At 66.7% G+C, this 19,358-nt stretch carries 20 protein-coding genes and 1 pseudogene; 8 read left to right on the top strand and 13 right to left on the bottom strand.

The window, feature by feature from the left end:
• Positions 1 to 422, bottom strand: a pseudogene (locus AB0M95_RS31810) (hypothetical protein); the annotation flags it as partial.
• 537 nt (positions 423 to 959) lie between these two features.
• The gene (locus AB0M95_RS31805) at positions 960 to 1,481 is read right to left on the bottom strand and encodes an RDD family protein (protein ID WP_363772533.1); all 522 of its coding nucleotides are present in this window, start codon (positions 1,479 to 1,481) and stop codon (positions 960 to 962) included.
• 238 nt (positions 1,482 to 1,719) lie between these two features.
• On the opposite strand from AB0M95_RS31805, the gene AB0M95_RS31800 reads away from it, so the two are divergent.
• Both AB0M95_RS31800 and AB0M95_RS31795 read left to right on the top strand, forming a co-directional pair.
• Complete coding sequence (locus AB0M95_RS31800) at positions 1,720 to 2,523, top strand: purine-nucleoside phosphorylase (RefSeq protein ID WP_363772542.1); 804 nt, start codon at positions 1,720 to 1,722, stop codon at positions 2,521 to 2,523.
• A gap of 130 nt (positions 2,524 to 2,653) precedes the next feature.
• Positions 2,654 to 4,285 carry a phospho-sugar mutase gene (locus AB0M95_RS31795; RefSeq protein WP_363772530.1) on the top strand — a complete coding sequence of 544 codons (1,632 nt, stop codon included), beginning with the start codon at positions 2,654 to 2,656 and terminating at the stop codon, positions 4,283 to 4,285.
• Positions 4,286 to 4,350: 65 nt separating this feature from the next.
• Here AB0M95_RS31795 and AB0M95_RS31790 read toward each other — a convergent pair whose 3' ends face one another.
• The 5 genes from AB0M95_RS31790 to AB0M95_RS31770 form a co-directional block, all read right to left on the bottom strand.
• Positions 4,351 to 4,974 carry a hypothetical protein gene (locus AB0M95_RS31790; protein WP_363772527.1) on the bottom strand — a complete coding sequence of 208 codons (624 nt, stop codon included), beginning with the start codon at positions 4,972 to 4,974 and terminating at the stop codon, positions 4,351 to 4,353.
• 134 nt (positions 4,975 to 5,108) lie between these two features.
• The gene (locus AB0M95_RS31785) at positions 5,109 to 6,188 is read right to left on the bottom strand and encodes an adenosine deaminase (RefSeq protein WP_363772524.1); all 1,080 of its coding nucleotides are present in this window, start codon (positions 6,186 to 6,188) and stop codon (positions 5,109 to 5,111) included.
• 96 nt (positions 6,189 to 6,284) lie between these two features.
• Positions 6,285 to 6,638, bottom strand: a complete 354-nt coding sequence (locus tag AB0M95_RS31780; protein WP_363772521.1) for a cupin — start codon at positions 6,636 to 6,638, stop codon at positions 6,285 to 6,287.
• A 48-nt stretch (positions 6,639 to 6,686) separates the two neighbouring features.
• The gene (locus AB0M95_RS31775; protein WP_363772518.1) at positions 6,687 to 7,373 is read right to left on the bottom strand and encodes a hypothetical protein; all 687 of its coding nucleotides are present in this window, start codon (positions 7,371 to 7,373) and stop codon (positions 6,687 to 6,689) included.
• A gap of 295 nt (positions 7,374 to 7,668) precedes the next feature.
• Positions 7,669 to 9,114 carry an MFS transporter gene (locus AB0M95_RS31770; protein ID WP_363772515.1) on the bottom strand — a complete coding sequence of 482 codons (1,446 nt, stop codon included), beginning with the start codon at positions 9,112 to 9,114 and terminating at the stop codon, positions 7,669 to 7,671.
• An 86-nt stretch (positions 9,115 to 9,200) separates the two neighbouring features.
• Here AB0M95_RS31770 and AB0M95_RS31765 point away from each other — a divergent pair, with 86 nt between their 5' ends.
• Entirely contained in the window at positions 9,201 to 9,593 is a 393-nt protein-coding gene (locus tag AB0M95_RS31765) for a MarR family transcriptional regulator (RefSeq protein WP_363772512.1), read from the top strand.
• Between the two features lie 74 nt (positions 9,594 to 9,667).
• Here the strand turns inward: AB0M95_RS31765 and AB0M95_RS31760 are convergent, their stop codons facing one another.
• The 6 genes from AB0M95_RS31760 to AB0M95_RS31735 form a co-directional block, all read right to left on the bottom strand.
• On the bottom strand, positions 9,668 to 9,874 hold the full coding sequence (locus AB0M95_RS31760; RefSeq protein WP_363772509.1) for a DUF433 domain-containing protein: 207 nt from the start codon (positions 9,872 to 9,874) through the stop codon (positions 9,668 to 9,670).
• Positions 9,875 to 10,606: 732 nt separating this feature from the next.
• Entirely contained in the window at positions 10,607 to 11,485 is an 879-nt protein-coding gene (locus tag AB0M95_RS31755) for an ISAs1 family transposase (protein WP_363772539.1), read from the bottom strand.
• A gap of 273 nt (positions 11,486 to 11,758) precedes the next feature.
• Positions 11,759 to 11,905, bottom strand: coding sequence for a hypothetical protein (locus tag AB0M95_RS31750; RefSeq protein ID WP_363772506.1), 147 nt, complete (start codon positions 11,903 to 11,905; stop codon positions 11,759 to 11,761).
• A 7-nt stretch (positions 11,906 to 11,912) separates the two neighbouring features.
• On the bottom strand, positions 11,913 to 12,110 hold the full coding sequence (locus AB0M95_RS31745; RefSeq protein WP_363772536.1) for a winged helix-turn-helix domain-containing protein: 198 nt from the start codon (positions 12,108 to 12,110) through the stop codon (positions 11,913 to 11,915).
• Between the two features lie 71 nt (positions 12,111 to 12,181).
• The gene (locus tag AB0M95_RS31740; protein ID WP_363772544.1) at positions 12,182 to 12,346 is read right to left on the bottom strand and encodes a hypothetical protein; all 165 of its coding nucleotides are present in this window, start codon (positions 12,344 to 12,346) and stop codon (positions 12,182 to 12,184) included.
• Positions 12,347 to 12,515: 169 nt separating this feature from the next.
• Positions 12,516 to 13,652, bottom strand: a complete 1,137-nt coding sequence (locus tag AB0M95_RS31735; protein WP_363772503.1) for a HigA family addiction module antitoxin — start codon at positions 13,650 to 13,652, stop codon at positions 12,516 to 12,518.
• A 544-nt stretch (positions 13,653 to 14,196) separates the two neighbouring features.
• On the opposite strand from AB0M95_RS31735, the gene AB0M95_RS31730 reads away from it, so the two are divergent.
• From AB0M95_RS31730 to AB0M95_RS31710, 5 genes are all read left to right on the top strand, one after another.
• Positions 14,197 to 15,177 carry a CBASS oligonucleotide cyclase gene (locus AB0M95_RS31730; protein WP_363772500.1) on the top strand — a complete coding sequence of 327 codons (981 nt, stop codon included), beginning with the start codon at positions 14,197 to 14,199 and terminating at the stop codon, positions 15,175 to 15,177.
• A 2-nt stretch (positions 15,178 to 15,179) separates the two neighbouring features.
• Complete coding sequence (locus tag AB0M95_RS31725) at positions 15,180 to 15,689, top strand: hypothetical protein (protein WP_363772497.1); 510 nt, start codon at positions 15,180 to 15,182, stop codon at positions 15,687 to 15,689.
• A gap of 31 nt (positions 15,690 to 15,720) precedes the next feature.
• The gene (locus AB0M95_RS31720; RefSeq protein ID WP_363772494.1) at positions 15,721 to 16,647 is read left to right on the top strand and encodes an AAA family ATPase; all 927 of its coding nucleotides are present in this window, start codon (positions 15,721 to 15,723) and stop codon (positions 16,645 to 16,647) included.
• On the top strand, positions 16,644 to 18,113 hold the full coding sequence (locus tag AB0M95_RS31715; protein WP_363772491.1) for an SAVED domain-containing protein: 1,470 nt from the start codon (positions 16,644 to 16,646) through the stop codon (positions 18,111 to 18,113). Before AB0M95_RS31720 ends, AB0M95_RS31715 begins: the two co-directional genes overlap by 4 nt.
• A 280-nt stretch (positions 18,114 to 18,393) precedes the next feature.
• Positions 18,394 to 19,356, top strand: a complete 963-nt coding sequence (locus tag AB0M95_RS31710; RefSeq protein ID WP_363772488.1) for a hypothetical protein — start codon at positions 18,394 to 18,396, stop codon at positions 19,354 to 19,356.
• Positions 19,357 to 19,358: the final 2 nt, after the last annotated feature.

The following is a 19,358-nucleotide window of genomic DNA, read 5'->3' as shown; positions in this document are numbered from 1 at the left end:
AGCGTGCCACTACCGGGGGAAAACCACACGAAGCTGGGAGGGACCGGCGGCGGCCCCGTCGGCTCCACATAACACGGACCCAGATCCTTCCACGCGTTCGTGGAGAGGGGCGGCAGGCCCTGCGTGGCCCACTGCGCCTCGAAATCATGCGGCTCGGTCATCCCCTGCATGGAGCTGAAGTAGGAGACGATCTGCCCCTTCGAGTAATGGCTACCGACCGACCATGCCTGGTGGTAGCAGTTTCCCGCCGCGAGGACCGCATCCTGCTTCAGCGGCGACGCCGGGGGCTTCAATCCGCCTGTGGCCGGCTCCTTGGTTACCTGGTTCCGGACTTCCAGCGGCAAAGCACCTTTCGGTGGCTTCACAGGTGCATCGCCCTTGGCAGCCTTGACCTTGGCCCTTGTCGCCTCGGCCGGCACCATATGCGGCAACCCTGCCGCGGACCCCGTGCGCTGCACAGGAGTGTCCACATGAGATGTGTCCACCCGTACCCCGGACGGGGGAACCGTTTTGGCGGTGGCGCTCGGAGTCAGACCCTCCGGAACTCCGACCCCCGAAATGAACACGGCCAACGCGGCAGTGAACATAGTCGCAATTGTGAGTCGCCGAGGCAAACACGAACGCCGCATCAGGCCATCCCCTGTAGGCACGCCGAAAAAAACCACGGACCTCGCCCGTTGAGGGCGCGTCGCGGTATTTACTCGACCTCGAACAGATCCAAAAGGAGAACAGTCGGAACGTACGTGAGAGATGCGCGCCGAACAATGGTGAGATGGATCACATCACAGATCAACATGGAACGGTACACGGGCGGTAACCGATCCATGGGTCACCGGCATCCTGGAAGCAGGACAGCGGAATCTCTCGGTAGCCGCCCATGTGGTTTACGAAAAGTTCGTCACCAATTGTTCGGCCAGGCCGAACGGAAAGTGATCCGGCGCGATTCAGGCGGACGTCGGCTACATGCGTGGGACGTCGATGACGACGGTTCCTGTGGCGATGTCGTGGAGGCATCTTTTTTCGGAGGTGGCGATCGTCAGTTGGTCGGCCAGGGCGAGGGGGATTCCGAGGTACGGGATCATCACCTGGCCGGCGTAGAAGACGGCGCGGAGGGCGGACTGGCGGGAGGTCAGGGGCTCGCCGTCCACGGTGACGACTTTGATGCGGCAGATCTTCTTGCCGAGGGTCTGGCCCCAGCGGGCGTGCGTCCACCAGAAGTAGAGGGCCGCCACGGCGGCGAACACGAGGTTCGAGAACCAGTACGGGTCCTTGAACGGGTTGACGAACAGCAGGCCCAGCAGGCCCCCCGACGACGACAGCGAAGTGTTGCCGGTCGTCGCGTTGAACCACTGCGGGTTCAGCAGGCTTCCCAGGGCCAGGTTGACGAAGAAGAGCGGGACGCAGTCGATCAGCATGGCGAGAAGGCGGTAACGCCTGGCAGCGACCGTCGGACCTGTCGTCACTTCGTAGGGTAACGTCACCGGGTCAGTCTGCCAGACGTGATCAGCCTGAATAGGGCCTTATACAGCCCTGTTACGCAGCCGAACCGTCACCCCTCTCGGTCCTCATGGCGTAATGGATTCGGCTGCCGCACATCATCGGCGTGCTTGAGCGTTCGCCCGCTGGATCGGTGCCTCGCGCGACCCGCGACCTCCATGGCATCTTCGTGCGCGCGGCCAGGTCACATGGGAGCGGAGCTGCACGGTAGCCTCGGTGAACGTGAGCAAAGACGCCTACTCCCGCGCCGCCGAGGCCGCGGCCGCGCTGAAGGACCTCACCGGGGTCGACTCGTTCGACGTGGCCCTCGTCCTCGGGTCCGGCTGGGGTCCCGCCGCCGACGCCCTCGGCAGGACGATCTCCGAGCACCGCGTGACCGACGTGCCCGGTTTCGCCGCGCCCGCCGTGGCCGGTCATCCAGGGACGATCCGGGCGGTGGACACCGAGTCCGGGCGCAAGGCCCTCGTCCTGATGGGCCGCACCCACCTGTACGAGGGCAAGGGCGTCGAGCCGGTCGTGCACGGCGTGCGCACCGCGCTGGCCGCCGGAGCGCGCACGGTCGTGCTCACCAACGCCGCCGGGGGCCTGCGGCCGGAGGTTCAGAACGTCGGCGACCCCGTTCTGATCAGCGACCACATCAACCTCACCGGGGCCAGCCCGATCACCGGCGCGACCTTCGTCGACCTGACGGAGGTCTACTCCCGGCGGCTGCGCGACCTGGCACGCGAGGCCGACCCGTCGCTGGCCGAGGGGGTGTACGTCGCGTTCCGCGGGCCGACGTACGAGACGCCGGCCGAGATCCGCATGGTGCGCACGCTCGGCGCGGACATCGTCGGCATGTCCACCGTGCTGGAGGCGATCGCGGCGCGGGAGGGCGGGGCCGAGGTGCTGGGCATCTCGCTGGTGACGAACCCCGGCGCGGGGCTGGTCGGCGTGCCGCTCAACCACGAGGAGGTCCTCGCGGTGGGCCGCGCGACCGCGAGCCGCATGGGTGTGCTGCTGGCCAAGGTCGTCAACAAGCTTTAGACGTCCGTGGACTTCTGAGGATGTCTGGGAACCGTCACGGATGTCTGAGGACGTCTGGGAACCTGCGTAGACGTCCACGGACGTCCGTGGACCCCGGGAAATTTCGTGGAATTTCGTGGAGCGAGAAGCGATGAGTGACCTCGTGCGGCGCGCGCAGGAGTGGATGGCGCAGGACCCGGACCCGGAGACGCGCGAGGAGCTCCGCCGCATCCTCGCCGACGACGACCGGGCGGCGCTGCGGGACCGCTTCGGGGCCAAGCTGGAGTTCGGCACGGCCGGGCTGCGCGGCGAGCTCGGCGCCGGGCCCAACCGTATGAACCGGGTGACCGTCATGCGCGCCGCCGCCGGTCTGGCCCGGCGGCTCGGGCCGGGCGAACACGTCGTCATCGGGTACGACGCGCGGCACAACTCCGACGTCTTCGCCCGCGACTCGGCGGCCGTGCTCACCGGCGCGGGCCTGCGCGTCTCGCTGATGGCCGACCACTGGCCGACCCCGGTCCTCGCCTTCGCCGTCCGGCACCTGAACGCGGACGCCGGGGTCATGGTGACCGCCTCACACAACCCTCCCCGGGACAACGGGTACAAGGTGTACTGGGGCGACGGCTCGCAGATCGTCCCCCCGCTGGACGAGGAGATCTCGGCCGCCATCGACGCCGTCGGCCGGGTGGACGAGCTGCCGCTCGGGAGCGAGTGGCGGACGCTGGACGACGCGGCGATCGTCGAGCCGTACATCGCCGCACTCGCCGCGCTGCCGCTGGGCGAGGCCCGCGGCGTGCGCGTCGCCTACACGCCGATGCACGGTGTGGGCGGCGCGATCCTGCTGCGGGCGTTCACCTCGGCCGGGTTCCCGGCGCCCGCCGTCGTCGAGGCGCAGTTCACCCCGGACCCGGACTTCCCCACGGTCGCGTTCCCCAACCCGGAGGAACCCGGCGCGATGGACCTGTCCCTGGAGCTGGCCGAGAAGACCGGGGCCGACCTGATCATCGCCAACGACCCCGACGCCGACCGCTGTGCCGTGGGCGTGCCGCTCCCCGAGGGGGGCTTTCGCATGCTCACCGGGGACGAGGTGGGCGGGCTGCTGGGCGAGTACGTCGTCGCGCGCACGTCGGGGCCGGGCCGCTTGGTGGCCGCCTCGATCGTGTCGTCCTCCCTGCTCGGCCGGATCGCCGAGGCGCACGGAGTGGGGCACGCCGAGACGCTCACCGGCTTCAAGTGGATCGTGAAGGCCGGGGAGGGGCTGGTCTATGGGTACGAGGAGGCGCTCGGGTACACCGTCGGCTCGGACCGTGGGCTGCCGGTGCGGGACAAGGACGGCATCGGGGCCGCGCTGACGATCGCCGCGATGGCGGCCGAGGCCGCGCGGGACGGGCGCACACTGCTGGACCTGCTCGACCGGCAGGCCGAGACGTACGGCCTTCACGCGACCACACAGCTTTCGGTGCGCGTGGACGACCTGTCGCTCATCACCGGCGCGATGGACCGGCTGAGGTCGGCTCCGCCGAAGGAGCTCGCCGGGCGTAGGGTGCTGTCGGCCGAGGATCTGAGCGCGGGCATCGACGGCCTGCCGCCCACGGACGGCCTGCGCTACCGCCTCGCCGGCGACGCCCGCGTGGTGATCCGCCCGTCGGGCACCGAGCCGAAGCTCAAGTGCTACCTGGAGATCGTCACTCCGGTCGAACGCGACGTCGCGTCCGCGCGGGCGCGGGCCGCCGAAGAGCTGTCCTCCCTCAAGGCGGCGGTCTCGGCGGCGCTCGCGCTCTGACGGCGCGCACGGCGGCCTTCCCGGACGGCCATCAGGCCGTACGCAAGGTCGGGCCGTGCGTACGGTCAGGCGACGATGAGGGCGGCGATGACGAAGCTCAGCGCGGCGGCGAGGGCGGTCAGGGCCGTGGGAGACCAGGTCGTGGTGAGCGGGCGAGCGGGCTCGGGGCCGCGGGACTTCTTCTCGGCCTCTTCGGTGAGCTGCTGGGCCACCCAGTCGGCGTGGGTGCGGCCCGCCATGGCCTTGAGCGCGGCCTCCTCGGACCGCGAGATCTGCGGCGTGCTGGACGGATAGCGCCCCGACGACTTGGCGGGCGTGGCCACCGCGCCGCGCCGCACGGCCTTGGCGCGCTCGCGGGCGGACGCCTGTGGGGTCCAGCAGCGCACGACGCCGTCGCCGGACTCGATGATGATGGCGTGCGAAACGTGGATGTTGTCGACGGCCTTCCACGGCACGAAGACGTTGCGCAGCGGGTTGCGCACGAGGATTCCGTCCTCCTGGGGGAGGATGCCCGGGCGCAGGCAGCCGACGAAGACGGCGGCGGTGAGAACGGCGAGCACCGCGCCGGCCACCATCGCCGTCGGGATGCGCCCGTGGAGGATCAGGTCGACGCCGTTGAACGCGGCGAACGCCATCCACACCCAGCCGAGAAACCAGGCCGTCTTGGACCGGAAAACCTGGGGTTTCACCGCTCGCTCACCGTCACCTTTCCACTTCACCGTGCGGTCACCACGCTAACGCCTGCGGCGCAGTGCTCGTAACGTCTCCGGCACGGCGTTCGCGACGCTCCCGCGGGGGGCGCGGGACGTCTGCGGCGGGGTGGTCAGGACTGCCACTTGAGCTGGGCGAAGCCGGGCTTGATGACGCCGTTGATGAGCGCGAGCCGTTCGTCGAACGGGATGAAGGCCGACTTCATCGCGTTGACGGTGAACCACTGAAGGTCGTCCCACCCGTACCCGAAGGTCTCGACGAGGTCGGCGAACTCCTTGGACACGCTCGTGTCGCTCATCAGCCGGTTGTCGGTGTTGACGGTGACGCGGAAGTACAGGCGGCGCAGCAGGCCGATCGGGTGCTCGGCCAGGGACGTCGCCGCGCCCGTCTGCAGGTTGGACGTCGGGCACATCTCCAGCGGGATGCGCTTGTCGCGGACGTAGGCGGCGAGGCGCCCGAGCTTGGGCGTGCCGTCCGTGGCGACCTGGATGTCGTCGATGATGCGCACGCCGTGGCCGAGGCGGTCGGCGCCGCACCACTGGAGCGCCTGCCAGATCGAGGGCAGCCCGAAGCCCTCCCCCGCGTGGATCGTGAAGTGGGAGTTCTCGCGCTGGAGGTACTCGAACGCGTCCAGGTGGCGGGTCGGCGGGAACCCTGCCTCGGCGCCGGCGATGTCGAACCCGACGACGCCGACATCGCGGTAGCGCACGGCCAGCTCGGCGATCTCCATGGACCTGGCCTGGTGGCGCATGGCCGTGAGCAGCGCGCCGACGCGGATGCCGCGCCCCTCCGAGCCGATCTTGAAGCCTTCGAGCACGGCCTCGACGACCTCGTCCAGGCTGAGGCCGCCGGAGGTGTGCAGCTCGGGCGCGTAGCGCACCTCGGCGTACACGACGCCGTCGTTCGCCAGGTCTTCGGCGCACTCGGCGGCGACCCGCACCAGCGCGTCCCTGGTCTGCATGACGCCGACGGTGTGGTCGAACGTCTCCAGGTAGCGCTCCAGCGACCCGGAGTTGGACGCCTCGCGGAACCAGGTGCGCAGCTCGTCCACGTCGGTGGTGGGCAGCGCATCGTAACCCGCCTCACGCGCCAGGTCGATGACGGTCTGCGGCCGGACGCCCCCGTCGAGGTGGTCGTGCAGCAGTACCTTGGGCGCCTTGCGGATCTCGTCGAGAGTCGGCTGGTGGGTCATCGGAACATCTTAAACAGTGGTCCCGGCCCTGCGGCCGTCAGATGAGTGACGTCCGCCGAGCCGTCGTATGACTTTCCCTGACGTCCGGCGGGACGGTCACTCTTCGCGGTTCACCGTGTCGGGCGAGAAGGCCGGGGCGCACACCGCGATGTACTCGGCGCCGTCGGGGCCCGCGATGTAGCGGATCTTCTCGCCGGGAAGGCTGACGAACGCCTCGCCCGCGCCCACCTCGGTCACGCCCTCTTCGTGCTCGACGACGACCACGCCGCGCAGCACGAGGGTGTATTCGGTGAACTCGGGTGTCTGGGCGGGTTCCTCCCAGCCCGCGGGGGCGTTCATGCGGGCGATCGACACCTGCTCGTCGCCGCTGTTGACGCGTCCGACATACTCGTCGATGACCTTGCCGCCGGGCACCGGGATGCGGGTCGCCCCCGCTATTTTGCGCACCACGCGGCCAGTCTAGAGCTCATCGCCCCGCCGCCGGTCACGGCGTCCGAGCTAGTGGGCGACGTCGATGACGAGCCGGTACGGCGCCGTCTGCTCGTCCACCCGGAAGCCGGCGCGGTGGCCGAGCACCAGCCCGAGGGTGACGGTGCCCTCGAAATCGCCGGTGCGCACGACACCGCGCACGTTCGGCAGCCCGGACTTCTGGATCCTCTGCCAGGTCGGCTTGCCGTCCTCGGTGTGCGCGCTCGCCGGGGTCAGCGCGACCTGGAGGTACGCGCCGCCCTTGACCTCTACGGGGTCGCCTGAGCCGTCCTGGAGGAGCTGGGTGACCCAGCGGACTTGGTACCCCGTCGGGGGCCCCTGCAGGTCGACGACCACCCGGTCGAACCCCTGGTGCGCGGCGAAGCGGACACCCTTGACCAGCGGCGGCCTCTGCGGCGACCGCTTGACCTCGACCTGGCCGGTGCCGGAGGGCGGCGGCAGGTCGGGCGTCGCGGCGGTGTGCCGGCGGGACGGGATCGGGGACGGGATCGGGGACGGGATCGGGGACGGGGCGCCGGGCGCGGTCGGCTCCGGGGTCACGGGCGTCACTGGGGTCATCGGGGTCACCGGGGATTCCTGCGGCGGGGCCGAGGGGGTGACGGAGACGGTCGTCTCCGGTGACGCGCCCGACTGGCCGCCACAGGCCGTGAGCAGGGCGAGCGGGACGAGGGCTGCGGCGACGGCGGTGCTTCTCATGGCCTGTGGCCTCCTGGGGTGGTCGGTCCTTGGGACGGTGCCCGTCCTCCCGGCCGGCCCCGGGCGTCGCGCCGGCGCCGTGACCTGGACGGTCCCGTGCGATGGTCCCCGGGTGCGCGGCCGGTTCCCGCTACTTCTTTTGACGCCGAGAATGCCCCACTCGTTCGGCCCCTAGCCACAGGTCCCGAAAATGTGTCCGATCTGCCCTGTAACGAACATGGAGCCCCCGGCACGCGAGCGGCGCCAGGGGCTGTTCGGCTCTCCCGTTCTTTCGGTTCTACGGTTCCACGGAAGGTCAGATGGTCTCCAGGACCTTCACGTCTTCCTCGGTGACGTCCTTCGCCCCCGCACCCGCCGTACGGGCGCGAAGGAGACCGGTGAGGGCGATGCCCAGCCCGACCAGGGCGATCGCGGCGCAGACGGCGAACGACGACCGGACGGCCGGCATGGTGACCGCGCCCCCGTCGGCGGTCGCCACGGCGGTCACGATGGCCAGCACGAGCGCGCCGCCGACCTGGCCGGAGGTGTTGAGCAGCCCGGAGGCGAGCCCCTGCTCGTCGTCCGGCACCCCCGCGGTGGCCTGGATGTTGAGCGACGGGAAGGTCAGCGCGAAGGCGATGCCCAGCAGAACCATGCCGGGGACGACCATCGTCGCCAGGCTCGGGTGGTCCCCCGCGCCGAGGAAGATGGCGTACCCGCCGGCAAGGGCGGCCGAGCCGAGGGCGATCAGCCGTGGGGTGCCGAACCGGTCGGCGAGGTCGCCCATCTTGGTGGAGGTGACGGCGACCAGCAGACCGGCGGGCAGGAACGCCAGCGCGGTGTGCAGGGCGGACCATCCGAGGAGGTTCTGGAAGTACTGCATGGCGACGAACTGGAACCCGACGTAGGACCCGAAGAGGATCACCAGGCCGAGGTTGGCCCGGACGAGCGGGCCGGAGTGCAGGATGCCGAAGCGGACGAGCGGGTGCTTGACGCGCAGTTCGGCGACGATGAACAGGGCGAGCAGGACCACCGCTCCGGCGATGCCGCCGAGGGTGCGGGCCGAGAACCAGCCGGCTCCGGGCGCCTGGACGATGGTGTAGACGAACAGCAGCATCGAGCCGGTGATGGTGGCCGCGCCGACGAGGTCGTAGCCGCCCGTGGCCCGCTCCTCGCCGGAGTGGCGGGGAAGCAGCTTGAAGCCCGCGACCAGCGCGATGATCGCGACCGGCACCGGCATGAGGAACGTCCAGCGCCAGCCGAGCTCGGTGAGGAAGCCGGACAGGACGAGGCCGAGCGAGAAGCCACTGGCGGCGCAGGCGGTGAAGATGCTGAGCGCGCGGTTGCGGGCCGGGCCCTCGTGGAACGTGGTGGTGATGATGGACAGCGCGGCGGGCGCGGTGAACGCGGCGCTGATGCCCTTGACGAAACGGGCGGCGATGAGGAGGCCGCCGTTGTCGACGATGCCGCCGAGCAGCGAGGCGACGGCGAACAGGGCGAGCGCGGTCAGGAAGACGCGGCGCCGGCCCAGCAGGTCGGCGGTGCGCCCGCCGAGGAGGAGCAGGCCGCCGTATCCGAGGACGTACCCGCTGACGACCCACTGGAGGGAAGAGGTGGTGAGGCCGAGGTCGGCCTGGATTGACGGAAGTGCAACTCCGACCATCGAGACATCGAGGGCGTCGAGGAACACGACGGCGCAGAGCACGGTGAGCGCTCCCCAGAGGCGCGCGCCCCAACGCTGGTCTTGTGAGGTGGGGGTCATGAAAATGGACACTACATGCGCATGCATTCAATGCACAAGCATTTAATTCGCATGCATCTAATGAACGTGCATGCTATAGTCCGGACATGGAGGACACGGATGTCGTCAACTCGTGGCGCGACCTGCTCGCCCGCCACGCGACGACGTGGTGCGCGCTGGAGCGCGAACTCGGCGACAAGCACGGGCTCGGCGTGAGCGACTTCGAGGCCCTCGACCACATGGCCGAGTCCGAGCACGGCAAGTACCGCGTCCAGGAACTCGCCGACGCCATCCACCTCAGCCAGAGCGCGCTGTCACGCCTGATCTCCCGCCTTGAGAAGGCCGGGCTCGTGTGCCGCAACATGTGCGCCGAGGACCGTCGCGGGGTGTTCGTCCAGATCACCGAGGCCGGCCGCCTCCGCCACGCCGAAGCCCTCCCCACCCACCGCACCGTCCTCAACCAAAGCCTCACCCCCACCAACCCCTCCCTGATCTCCTGAACAGCCGACTCTCCGGCATGCAGCGGAGCCGGGGAGGCCGCGAGATGAGCTCAGCGGAGGGGGACGCTCAGGCTCTAGCGCACGTTGGTGGAAGCCGCCGCGTACTCGAGAGCCTGTTTGATGTCCTCGCGCTCGAGGTCGGGATAGTCAGAAAGGATCTCCTCAAAGGTCCATCCGGCGGCCACGAGCCGGACCACCGTTTCAACGGTGATACGCAGCCCCCGAACCGTTGGCTTGCCTTCAAGCTTGTCCGGCTCGACAGCGATCCGATCGAAGTTCATAGCCTCTCCCCTCTGTCCTGATACCGCCAGGTCGAGACAACCGACCAAGATGGCTACGTGGATATTCGGATAGTGGGTCGAGGACGCGTGCCCCCACCCGTACCACCCCGTCGTGGTCACTCCAGGTCAACCCACCCGCCGAACGCTCACGTCCGCCGCCCGCAGACAAGGCCCACACCCACGAAGCCTCCACCGGAGATCCGCGAATCCTGGGCCGAAGGGCCGCGTAGCCCGCAAGACTGACGGCTTGTGCCGCCATTCACACCGGGCACCGCCTGGCCGGTAAACGGGTAATACACAATTTCCACCTTCGACTGCAGAGGTGCAAATCGTTAGGAGTGAATGTTGGCGGAAGATAGTCAGGGCCAGGACCACGGCGTTCCAAGATCATTAAGCTAGCTCCGAGGATGGCGAATGACCTGTTCATGTAGCGGCATGCCCAGCGGGTCGCTTCGGTGATGTCGGTGCGTCCGGCCAGGCGGAACGCGCCGATGGCGAGGTTGCGCAGGGATGCCATGACCCGGGGGCCAGAGCGGGTGCGGGTGCGGGAGTTGTCTTCGCGGTAGAGCGCGTCGCGGATCCAATGCAGGACCTCGATGCCCCAGTGGTCGCGGTTGTAGCGGGCCAGGCCGGGCCGGCGAGGCCGGCTTGGTCGGAGCTTGGGCTGGCGATGCCGAGCTGGGGCGATGGCCGACAGCGGGGTTCCGTCGGTGGCGGTGACGTGGCGTTCGATCAGCCAGGCCTGGCTGACGTGCGGGAACGGCAGGTCGGGCGGGGCGGGCTGGACTTGGACGGTGTGGGTGGTGATCCCGCCGTGACCGATTCGATACTGGTGTGGGTGATCGGGATGGTCCGGCAGGGCAGCGTGTCCAGGGCGTCGAAGAGCGTGCCGCAGTTCTCCTTGACCGGGAGCACGAAGTGGCCGCCTCGGGCGCGGATCTGCTCGGCGGTGGCCTTGACCGTGTGCAGAGCGTCGGCGGTCACGACCGTACCGGTCAGGTCCATCCGTTTCAGCAGGTCGCGGACGGTGACGGTCTCGCGGGGCTTGGCACCGTCCACCTCGGCCTGCGCGGCGACCACGGCCTTGTCCGGCGGTCCGATCATGGCCGCGAGTAGATGCCGCTGGTTACCCTCGCCGTCCTTGGCCCCCCGGACGGTCTTGCCGTCCAGCCGCAGATGGGTCGGCGGTGGCTCGCCGTCGACCTTACCGTCCGCCTCGCCAGTCGTGTCCATGCAGGTCAACAGGGTGGTCGTGAGCCAGGTGCCGATCGCGGTGTCCAGGGTGTCGGCATCGGTGTCGGTGAGCCCCCGCCAGATCGTGGTCTTGCCCGGCGCGGGTGCCGGGGCCGTTCCGGCCCGCATGTAGAGGTCGGCCAGGACCTCGGCGGGCACGTCCGCGATCCAGCCGGTGATGGCGCGGTAGCCTTTCATCCCGGCCACGGTCGCCGCCGCGGCGAGAGCGAGCACCGCGGCAACCGGATGGTCACGTCCTTGATCGGAACGCCCATCGGTCACGTTCCTGAAGAGTTCGAGCAGGTCACCGCACGCCTGGCCAAGAGGGATATGAACGACCGGCTCGGCCGCTACCGGCGGGCCGACAAGATGGCACACTGGGTCACGCCGAAGCTCCACGCGCAAGTGATCTGTGAGAAGACCCTTGCTAGCTGGAGCTTCGGCTCATTTCCGGACGAACACGCCGCGTGTGATCAGATCGCGATCTACCTCACCGCGCCCCACGCGCACCGCTTCACGATCTTGGAACGGCCGTGGGGCCAGGACAGATTCATCCGTCGTATAGACAAGGCATTGGGTGGCGACCATCCGCCAACACGACGGCAGCGAGCGGCGGCCGAAAGGCCTTCATGTGGGGAAGCCGAAAGGCCTTCATGTGGGGAATGGGATGGGGTGAGTTTCGTCGCCGACCTGAAGTTCGTACCGCTGGATCGGATAGAAGCCGAAGAAGGCGTCCTGGTCGTTGATGATGTAGAACTTGAACAGCGGGGCGGCCTGGTGAGCCCGGATTTGGGCCATCGCTTTCTCAATGGCTCCGCGCATCGCCAGCCCGTTGACCGAATCGAGTATGGCGGGCGCGACGTGCGGGGGGCTGCCAGCTCCACCCCAGCCGATGCAGCAGGTAACACACCCCGGCCACGGTGCAGCTCACCCGGAACAGAGACCAGATCACCTCGGCGATCCGTGCCAGGGTCCAGCACTGGTCAGCCCAGCCATGCGCCATCGGCCCCTCATCCAGGCGCGCAAGCTGTGCGTCATCGAGCTTGCACACCGCCCCGCCGGCCCCCTTGCTGGTCAGTGCTTCACGCCCGCCGGTCTGCAGGGCCCGCCGCCACCGGTGGGCGACATCCACGACACCCGGAACTCCCGCGCGACCTGGGCATCGGTCGCGCCGTCGGCAAAGCGGTCGGCTGCTTGCATCCGTACCCGCTCGCGGCGTAATCGCTGCTCGGTGGTCAAGCCACGGCCATCTCCCTCATGCATCATAGGTAGCACCGCGACGACCGGCTGCCAGCTCACGCCGAGGTCAGGCCATATAACCCTCGCCCTTGAAGGTCTCTAATCGGAATGCTCGCAGAAATCCCCTCTATCATGCATGCCGATCGATATACCTCAACGTTTTCCAGGCTCATCCCGCAACTGCGCCATTGTGGGGCCTGGCGAGCGCCTTAAGGTCAAATTCCCGCTTAAGTCCGTTCCCCTGCTCCCAGGATAGAGCCTTATCATGTTGGAGGCGTCCGACGATAATGCCGGGCGCGATTCCAACCTGCGCTGCGAATTGAATGATACGTGCGAATGGTTTCGGACGTCGCCGCAAAGTCTCGTAGGCGCTGTAGTGCTCCGATGGAATCAGGGCCTGGGCCGCGAAGTTGTTAGCTTCTTCCTCTGCTGCGCCTACGCCGTTAGACGGGTCGTCGTCAAGGAACGTCAGACGCTTGCCATGCAATAGCACGTGCCCAATCTCGTGAAACACGGTAAACCAAAAGCGGTCGTCTTTCTTGTGCCGGTCAGTGAAGGCAATCATTACTTTGTCGGCGGTGAGCCAGCGGGTCGCGCCGAACAGGTGAGTGTTCTTGAATGCTGGCGAGAAGACCACGACCACCCCTACTTCGGCACATATCTCTGGCAGTCGCGTGATCCAATGTTCAGGATCTCTTATGCTCAGAGCGCGAATTGTCGGTATTAGGTCAGATAGGGCCTCGCGCTGGTAGGGCGCACAGGGGCGCTGGCGTGCTTCCAGTACACACATTCGCAGCCATGCATATGTGGCGTACGCGTTGGGCTGGACGGTGTTCGATCGACGGAATGCAGTGCTGTAACCACTCCACAGGTCCTCAGCCACGGCAGGGTTGGCGACACCGAAGAAACTCAGCAAGCGTTGGAGGTTAGCAACATTTTTGCTGCGGTCAGGCAAGATGCCATGGGCAACCAGGTCAGTCAGCGGGAACTTATTTAGCCATGCGACCTGGCCGATCAAGTTCTCGTATTCCTCGCGGCGCACCTGCTGGGCACGCCATGCCGCCTCCAGTGCGTTCCACGTAGTGGCAGGGACACCGGTAGCGCGCTCAAGTAACAGCGCAGTTTCAGGACTGAGCGCGGCGTTGCCCAGCACGATTTGGTTGATGTGTTTGGTTGATAGGCCGGTACGGCGAGCGAGATCGGCTTGGGAGATACCAAGTTCCTCAAGGGTCTCTTTGAGGGTCTCACCTGGAGGGGAGACACTCTGCGGGGTGTAGTCGAACGAGGCGGCTGAACTGGTGGTCATTGGGTGCCTCTTTCTGGCAAGAAGCGGTTGTGCTAGATCGGCGGCGATGGGCGGCAGATTACGCGACGATGGCGTCCACGACGAGAACGCGAACGGCCTGTTCGTCAAGCCGGCCGTCAGCGAGTGCTGGAGCGGGGTCGTCGCGGGGTCGAACGAGTAGATCGGCCGTCGTTCCCAGAGCGACCAGCAGGTAGTTGCCGCTGCCAGTGCGATGGTGTCGCAGACGCGCAGCGGGCAGCCGTCGTAACTCGGCCAGGTGGGGGGCGGCGGTGATCTCTCCGAGGCGTCGCCGGATCACCGACGCCAGCGCGGGTCCATAGCGCCTGCTCCTGATGCGGTCGTCGTTGCAGATCCGGGCTAGCTCGCTGTCACTGAAGTGGATCTTCAACTCTCACCTCGCGGAACTGATTTGCGTACACCAGATACGTACATGCTAGTCTCCCGGCGTAGATCGCCGATCTCGTACACCAAATAGGTGTATGTGATCCTTTGGCCACGCGAAGGTCCGCGTAGAGCAGGGGGAGAAGTGGCAGGAGAGACTCACGTGGACCACAAGGTGCTCGCCGAGCACGCCGAGCGCCAGGTGAATGTGCTGGGTGAGGAGGCCAAGGAGCGTCGGCGACAGGTCAACTACCTGCGGGATGGCCTCACCTCGTATATCCACGATCACCCCGACTATGACCTGGTTAAGCTCCGGGCTTCCGGAAGCACGGCCAAGCACACCGCGATCAGGCGCCACAGGGGCGAGGGCTCTGACGCAGACGTGGCTGCGTACGTCCGGACCAACGACTTGGACGTCGCCGAAGCGGGCCTGCTGGAGTGGTTGTGCGAGCGGTGCATCGGGGTGTACGGGAAAACCAAGGTCGCGGACGACTTCGTGATCTCCGATCATGCTGTGGGGATTACACTGCGCCACTCCGGCCTCAAGATCGACGTCGCCCCGGTGCTGTACACGGGGGAGCCCGACGACAAGGGCTACCTGATCACCCGCCAGGGTGACCGCGTGCTGACCTCCGTCACCCAGCATCTGCAGTTCATTCGCCTGCGCAAGGAAAAGGCTGGCCCCGGCTACCGCGAACTCATCCGCCTGCTCAAAGCATGGATCCGAGAGAGTAAGCGCCAAGACCCCGACCTGCGCTGCAAGAGCTTTCTCATTGAACTCATCGTCGCACATCTGTGGGACAACGGCTGGAACGGGGAAATGCTCCAGGTCGAAGACTACCCACGCGCCTTCGAGCAGGTCCTCGCCTACATCGTCCGTACCGGCCTCACTTCGCCGATCGTCTTCGACGATTTCTATGATTCGGCTGACGTGGCGGCCTCGACCGACCCCATCCAGGTCTGGGACCCAGTCAATCCGACCAACAACGTCGCCCGCAGTTATGCCGACCATCACCGGATCCGCCTGGTGGATCGGGCGGCGGCTTCGCTGGACGAGATCTCCTGGGCGGCGACGGCACCTGGCGCAGGTGCCGTCAACGAGGCGTGGCGCACGTTGTTCGGTCCGTCATTCGCGGGAGCCTGACCATGACCATCTCCGCCACCCGTTCGGGCTCTATCACCATCACCGACGCTCGTTACGTCGGGGCGAAGATTGGGGCTGATCTCCGCCAGCTCAACAGCCTGTACGGCCGGCCGCCGATCAGCGACATCGACGATTTCGCCGAGGAGGCCGCCCAACTCCTGAAGGGCGGGTACCTCGAGACTGTCGACTACGGATTCTACGATGCCAGCGCCAACACCTGGAAACTACGCACGCGCTATCGCGCGGTTACCGGCGGCCATCTCTTGGACAGTCGACCTGGCAGCCTGCCGCGCAGCGCGGACATTGCTGACCTCGACTTCCTCAGCTACTTGACCTACAGCCGGGCATTTCTCCAGCTCCCGCCAGCTGAACGAGAGCGAATCACCGGTGTTCTTCCCGTGACCCGGGTGACCGCCGCCGCGCCGACTGCCGCGGCGGGCTTGTCACAGACCGGTTCCAGCTACGCCCGCAAAGGCATTGGCGTCATCCGCGACGTCTACCAGGCATTGTGACCATGCTCCTCCAGCATCAAGGACATCACACGTGAGTAGTCAGGACGATCTCTTCTACCCGGTGATTGAGCTCCCCGAGCCCACGCGGAGAGCACGTTACGACCGCCTCGTCGGCCTGGACGCCATGAAAGCCCGACTGCGTAAGGAGGCCATCCTGCTGGCCGATCCGCACCGACTCCGAGCATGGGCACGAGACCATCACCCCGGCGCCGCTCTCGCAGCGTTCGATCTGTTCGCGGATCGGGCACCCCTGTTCGTCTTCGCCGGAGATGTTGGCTCGGGCAAGTCTGCCCTGGCCGAGTCGTTCGGCTGCGACCTGGCCGATCACCTCAATCTGCCGGTCTACCTGTACAGGCTCAAGCTCGCCACGCGCGGCAGCGGCCTAGTCGGAGAGATGACAGCACTGATCGGAAATGCCTTTGCTCATCTGCATGAGCAGGGGCGTCGGTCGCGCGACGCCCGACGCGTCAACTGTGTCCTCATCCTGGTCGTCGACGAAGCCGGCGCCCTCGTTCAGTCCCGCGAGGCTCAGCAGATGCACCACGAGGACCGAGTTGGAGTGGATGCCTTTCTCGCCGGGGTAGATAGCTTCGCTGGGGCCAATCTCCCTGTCCTGATAGTTCTGTGCACTAACCGTGTTGGCGCGCTCGACCCTGCCCTCATGCGCCGCACGGCGGCAACCTTCACTTTCACCCGACCCGGTGATCAGCAACGCCGAGCCGTGCTCGCTCACGCCTTACAGGGCATCACCTCTCGCCCGGATACCCTCGACAAGCTCGTCCAGCTGACTAGCCCGAACGGAGACCGCCCCGGCTACACCTTCTCGGACCTCACCCAGCGCCTAATCCCAGCGGCTATCGTGCAGGCTTTCCCAGATGAGCCGTTCGCGACGAACAACTACTCACCCTTGCCAACGGAGCTCTCCCCCATCCCTGCCTTCACGGAAGGCTCCCGATGACTGTTCTGCCCACCCCTAGCGCGACCGGGGTCCGAATTGCCGGCGACATGTACCAGTGGTGGCTAGCCTGGCAAGGATGCGTAACCGCCCTCCGCGACGCCGCTACTCGCGCACGCAATCCGGTCATCGCGGTAGGCGTCGAATGCGACGGCGTCGGTAACCTGGACGACGTCGTTTTGCACCGCGCCGTCCCACCCCACACCTATGCCCAGGTCAAATACACTGTCGACAGCAGCACACCAGTAAACGAGGAGTATCTGCTCAGACGAAGCGACTCCGGCGGCCCATCGATTCTGAACAAGATCGCCCGAACCTGGCAGCAGCTCACCGCCGATGGTACTCCCATAGACATGGCGCTAATCAGCAACCGAGCGCCTGACCCCAGCGATCCGCTGGTCTCACTCCGCGATTCCCGCACGCAGTTACTGATGCCCAAAGCAGGCCAACAAGGCCCCAGATCCGAAAAGGGAGCAGCTCGCAAACGGTGGGCCGCCAATGCCGACCTGAGCGAGGCTGAACTTCAAAACTTGCTCGAGGTGCTTCGCTTCGATCTCGCCCGCGACCAGACCCACCTTCGCGAACACTTACAGCTGCTGATGCTTTCCGCCGGGCTGCGCGCGGACGATCCGGCGATTCATGCCGGGGCCGACTGGGTGGCCCGCCAGGTACGCGACGGCCAGCGGATGTTGACCTTGGACACGATCACCGAAGCCATCGACTCCCTGCAGCTCAGGGCGGGACCTACTCGCGCCGTGCTGTCCATCGCCACTCTCAAACCCGATCTCGAAGCTGCCGACGCTGACCACGCCATTGACTGGTCCGACCGTTTCGACGGTGATTCTCCCTACACCAAGCGGCGTCCCCTGGCCCCTGCGACCTGGGCACAGCTTCAGGAGGAGATCGAAGCCGCACCCAATCATCTCCCCCCGGGGACAACAGCGGTGGCGGTGACCGGTACCCTCCGGCTCGCTCCTGCTTTCCTGACCGGCAGTGCCTTCCGCATGGTGACTGGTGCGGACATTGCTTGTCTGCAACGCGGCCAGGTATGGTCATCCGCCGAGCCGTACGGTATCGCGGTCACACCAACGCAGGAGACGCACCTGATAAGCCAAGGACCGGACCTGGCTGTCGCCATCGCGGTGGCTACCGATCCTACCGATGACGTTCTGCAATTTCTGCGAGAGCAGGACGTACCGGTCTCTCAGCTTCTGGTGCTCCGGCCGCCAACTGGTGCAAAAGACAACTCCATCCCCACGGCTGCTGCGGCCAACGCTTTGGCGGTCGGTATCCGCGACATCCTTCGCCGCGTCGTTCGGAGTCATCCCCGTATTCACCTCTTCCAGGCTGGCCCCATGGGATTGGCCCTGCTGCTCGGAAACCGCTGGAACCGGCTGCGACCCACTGTGGTTTACGAAGATGTGGCAACCGAGCAGGTCTATGAAGAGTCCTTCACCATTCATGCCTGAGTCAGGTCTGGATCGGCATTTTGCGTGAGAGGCGGTGAGGTAAACGTGCCGCCGAGAATGTGTGTCCGGCCCGGAGCACCGTGGTGGCTGCCGCTCTGCCGCACGAAAATGCCATAGGCCCTGAATATGCTGGCTGCTCTCGATGGCACGGCTGAATAGGAGACCCAAAGTGGCTCGGTTTGCCCCCCGATGGGTCCCTTTAAGTCCCGACGGCAGTCCGGCATCAATCCTGCTTGCCATAAGGGGCGAGAAGCGGAAGATTCCTGTGAAAGAGGGTGCGATGGGTATCGAGAAAGCGTTTGATGACTTCCAGCAGATCGTGAACGCAGACAAGGACCGCGTTGACGTGGCGCGTGAGCGTCGGGACGTTTTCAAGAAGGCTATCAACGCGGAGGCCGACGTCGCGGAGGTCTTCGGCTCGGGATCGCTTGCACGCAGCACGCAGCTGGACCCAGTGCATGACGTCGACCTTGTGGTTGTCTACAACGCGGGCGACCATCCTGACTGGGGGCAACCAGGCGAGTCGGCCGCCGAAGCCCTGGAGTACACCCGGGGGCGTGTGAAGTACCTGCTCGGCGCCACCCATGGCACGGTCGACCAGCTTGTTCGGTATACGCGTTGGCGTAACCATGCTGTGAAGTGCTGGATCGATCCTCCGGAGGTCCCGGACGCCTTCACGGTGGACGTGATGCCAGCGTTCCGGCAGGCCGATGGCACACTCCTAGTCCCGCAGGCGGCAACCGAGGAGTGGATCACGGTAGACCCCGAGTATCTGATCCGCGCTGTCGCGGCCCACCAAGGGGACTGGGAGTACTTCCGGCCGATGGTGCGTGTCCTGAAGCGGTGGCGTCACTCTGCGCCAACGGAGATCAAGTCGCTGGTTATGGAGGTGCTTGCGTTGAACTGCATGCCACGCTCGGGCAGTCGGCCCGAGGCGCTGCGTGCCTTCTTCACCGCGGCTGCCGTCGAGGTAAACCTGGGGGTGGTCGACCCCGCCGGGCACTGCGGTCCGATCCAGCAGGACCTAGACATCGCCGTATTGCGTATGGCGCTGGAGAACGCGTCGGAAATCGCGGCCCGAGCGTGTGCCGAGGCAGCGAACGGAAACAGCGACGATGCCCAGCGTGCCTGGCAGGAGATCTTCGGTTCGGACTTCCCCGCCCCCGCGAAGAACCCCTCGTCGGCGATCACTGGACCCGCGCTGATCACGACTCGGCCTGTGCGTGACGCACCCCAAGGGTGACC

The organism is Sphaerisporangium sp. NPDC051017 (assembly GCF_040683095.1).
Classification (GTDB): Bacteria; Actinomycetota; Actinomycetes; order Streptosporangiales; family Streptosporangiaceae; genus Sphaerisporangium.
This window is presented reverse-complemented; position numbering and strand designations above follow the sequence as displayed.

Coding starts and splice junctions, on each gene's coding strand:
- AB0M95_RS31760 (WP_363772509.1), bottom strand. CDS start 9,874: ATGAACTTCGATCGGATCGCTGTCGAGCCGGACAAGCTTGAAGGCAAG.
- AB0M95_RS31770 (WP_363772515.1), bottom strand. CDS start 9,114: ATGACCCCCACCTCACAAGACCAGCGTTGGGGCGCGCGCCTCTGGGGA.
- AB0M95_RS31735 (WP_363772503.1), bottom strand. CDS start 13,652: ATGACCACCAGTTCAGCCGCCTCGTTCGACTACACCCCGCAGAGTGTC.
- AB0M95_RS31710 (WP_363772488.1), top strand. CDS start 18,394: ATGGGTATCGAGAAAGCGTTTGATGACTTCCAGCAGATCGTGAACGCA.
- AB0M95_RS31745 (WP_363772536.1), bottom strand. CDS start 12,110: ATGGCGCATGGCTGGGCTGACCAGTGCTGGACCCTGGCACGGATCGCC.
- AB0M95_RS31785 (WP_363772524.1), bottom strand. CDS start 6,188: ATGACCCACCAGCCGACTCTCGACGAGATCCGCAAGGCGCCCAAGGTA.
- AB0M95_RS31775 (WP_363772518.1), bottom strand. CDS start 7,373: ATGAGAAGCACCGCCGTCGCCGCAGCCCTCGTCCCGCTCGCCCTGCTC.
- AB0M95_RS31765 (WP_363772512.1), top strand. CDS start 9,201: ATGGAGGACACGGATGTCGTCAACTCGTGGCGCGACCTGCTCGCCCGC.
- AB0M95_RS31750 (WP_363772506.1), bottom strand. CDS start 11,905: ATGGCCCAAATCCGGGCTCACCAGGCCGCCCCGCTGTTCAAGTTCTAC.
- AB0M95_RS31725 (WP_363772497.1), top strand. CDS start 15,180: ATGACCATCTCCGCCACCCGTTCGGGCTCTATCACCATCACCGACGCT.
- AB0M95_RS31715 (WP_363772491.1), top strand. CDS start 16,644: ATGACTGTTCTGCCCACCCCTAGCGCGACCGGGGTCCGAATTGCCGGC.
- AB0M95_RS31795 (WP_363772530.1), top strand. CDS start 2,654: ATGAGTGACCTCGTGCGGCGCGCGCAGGAGTGGATGGCGCAGGACCCG.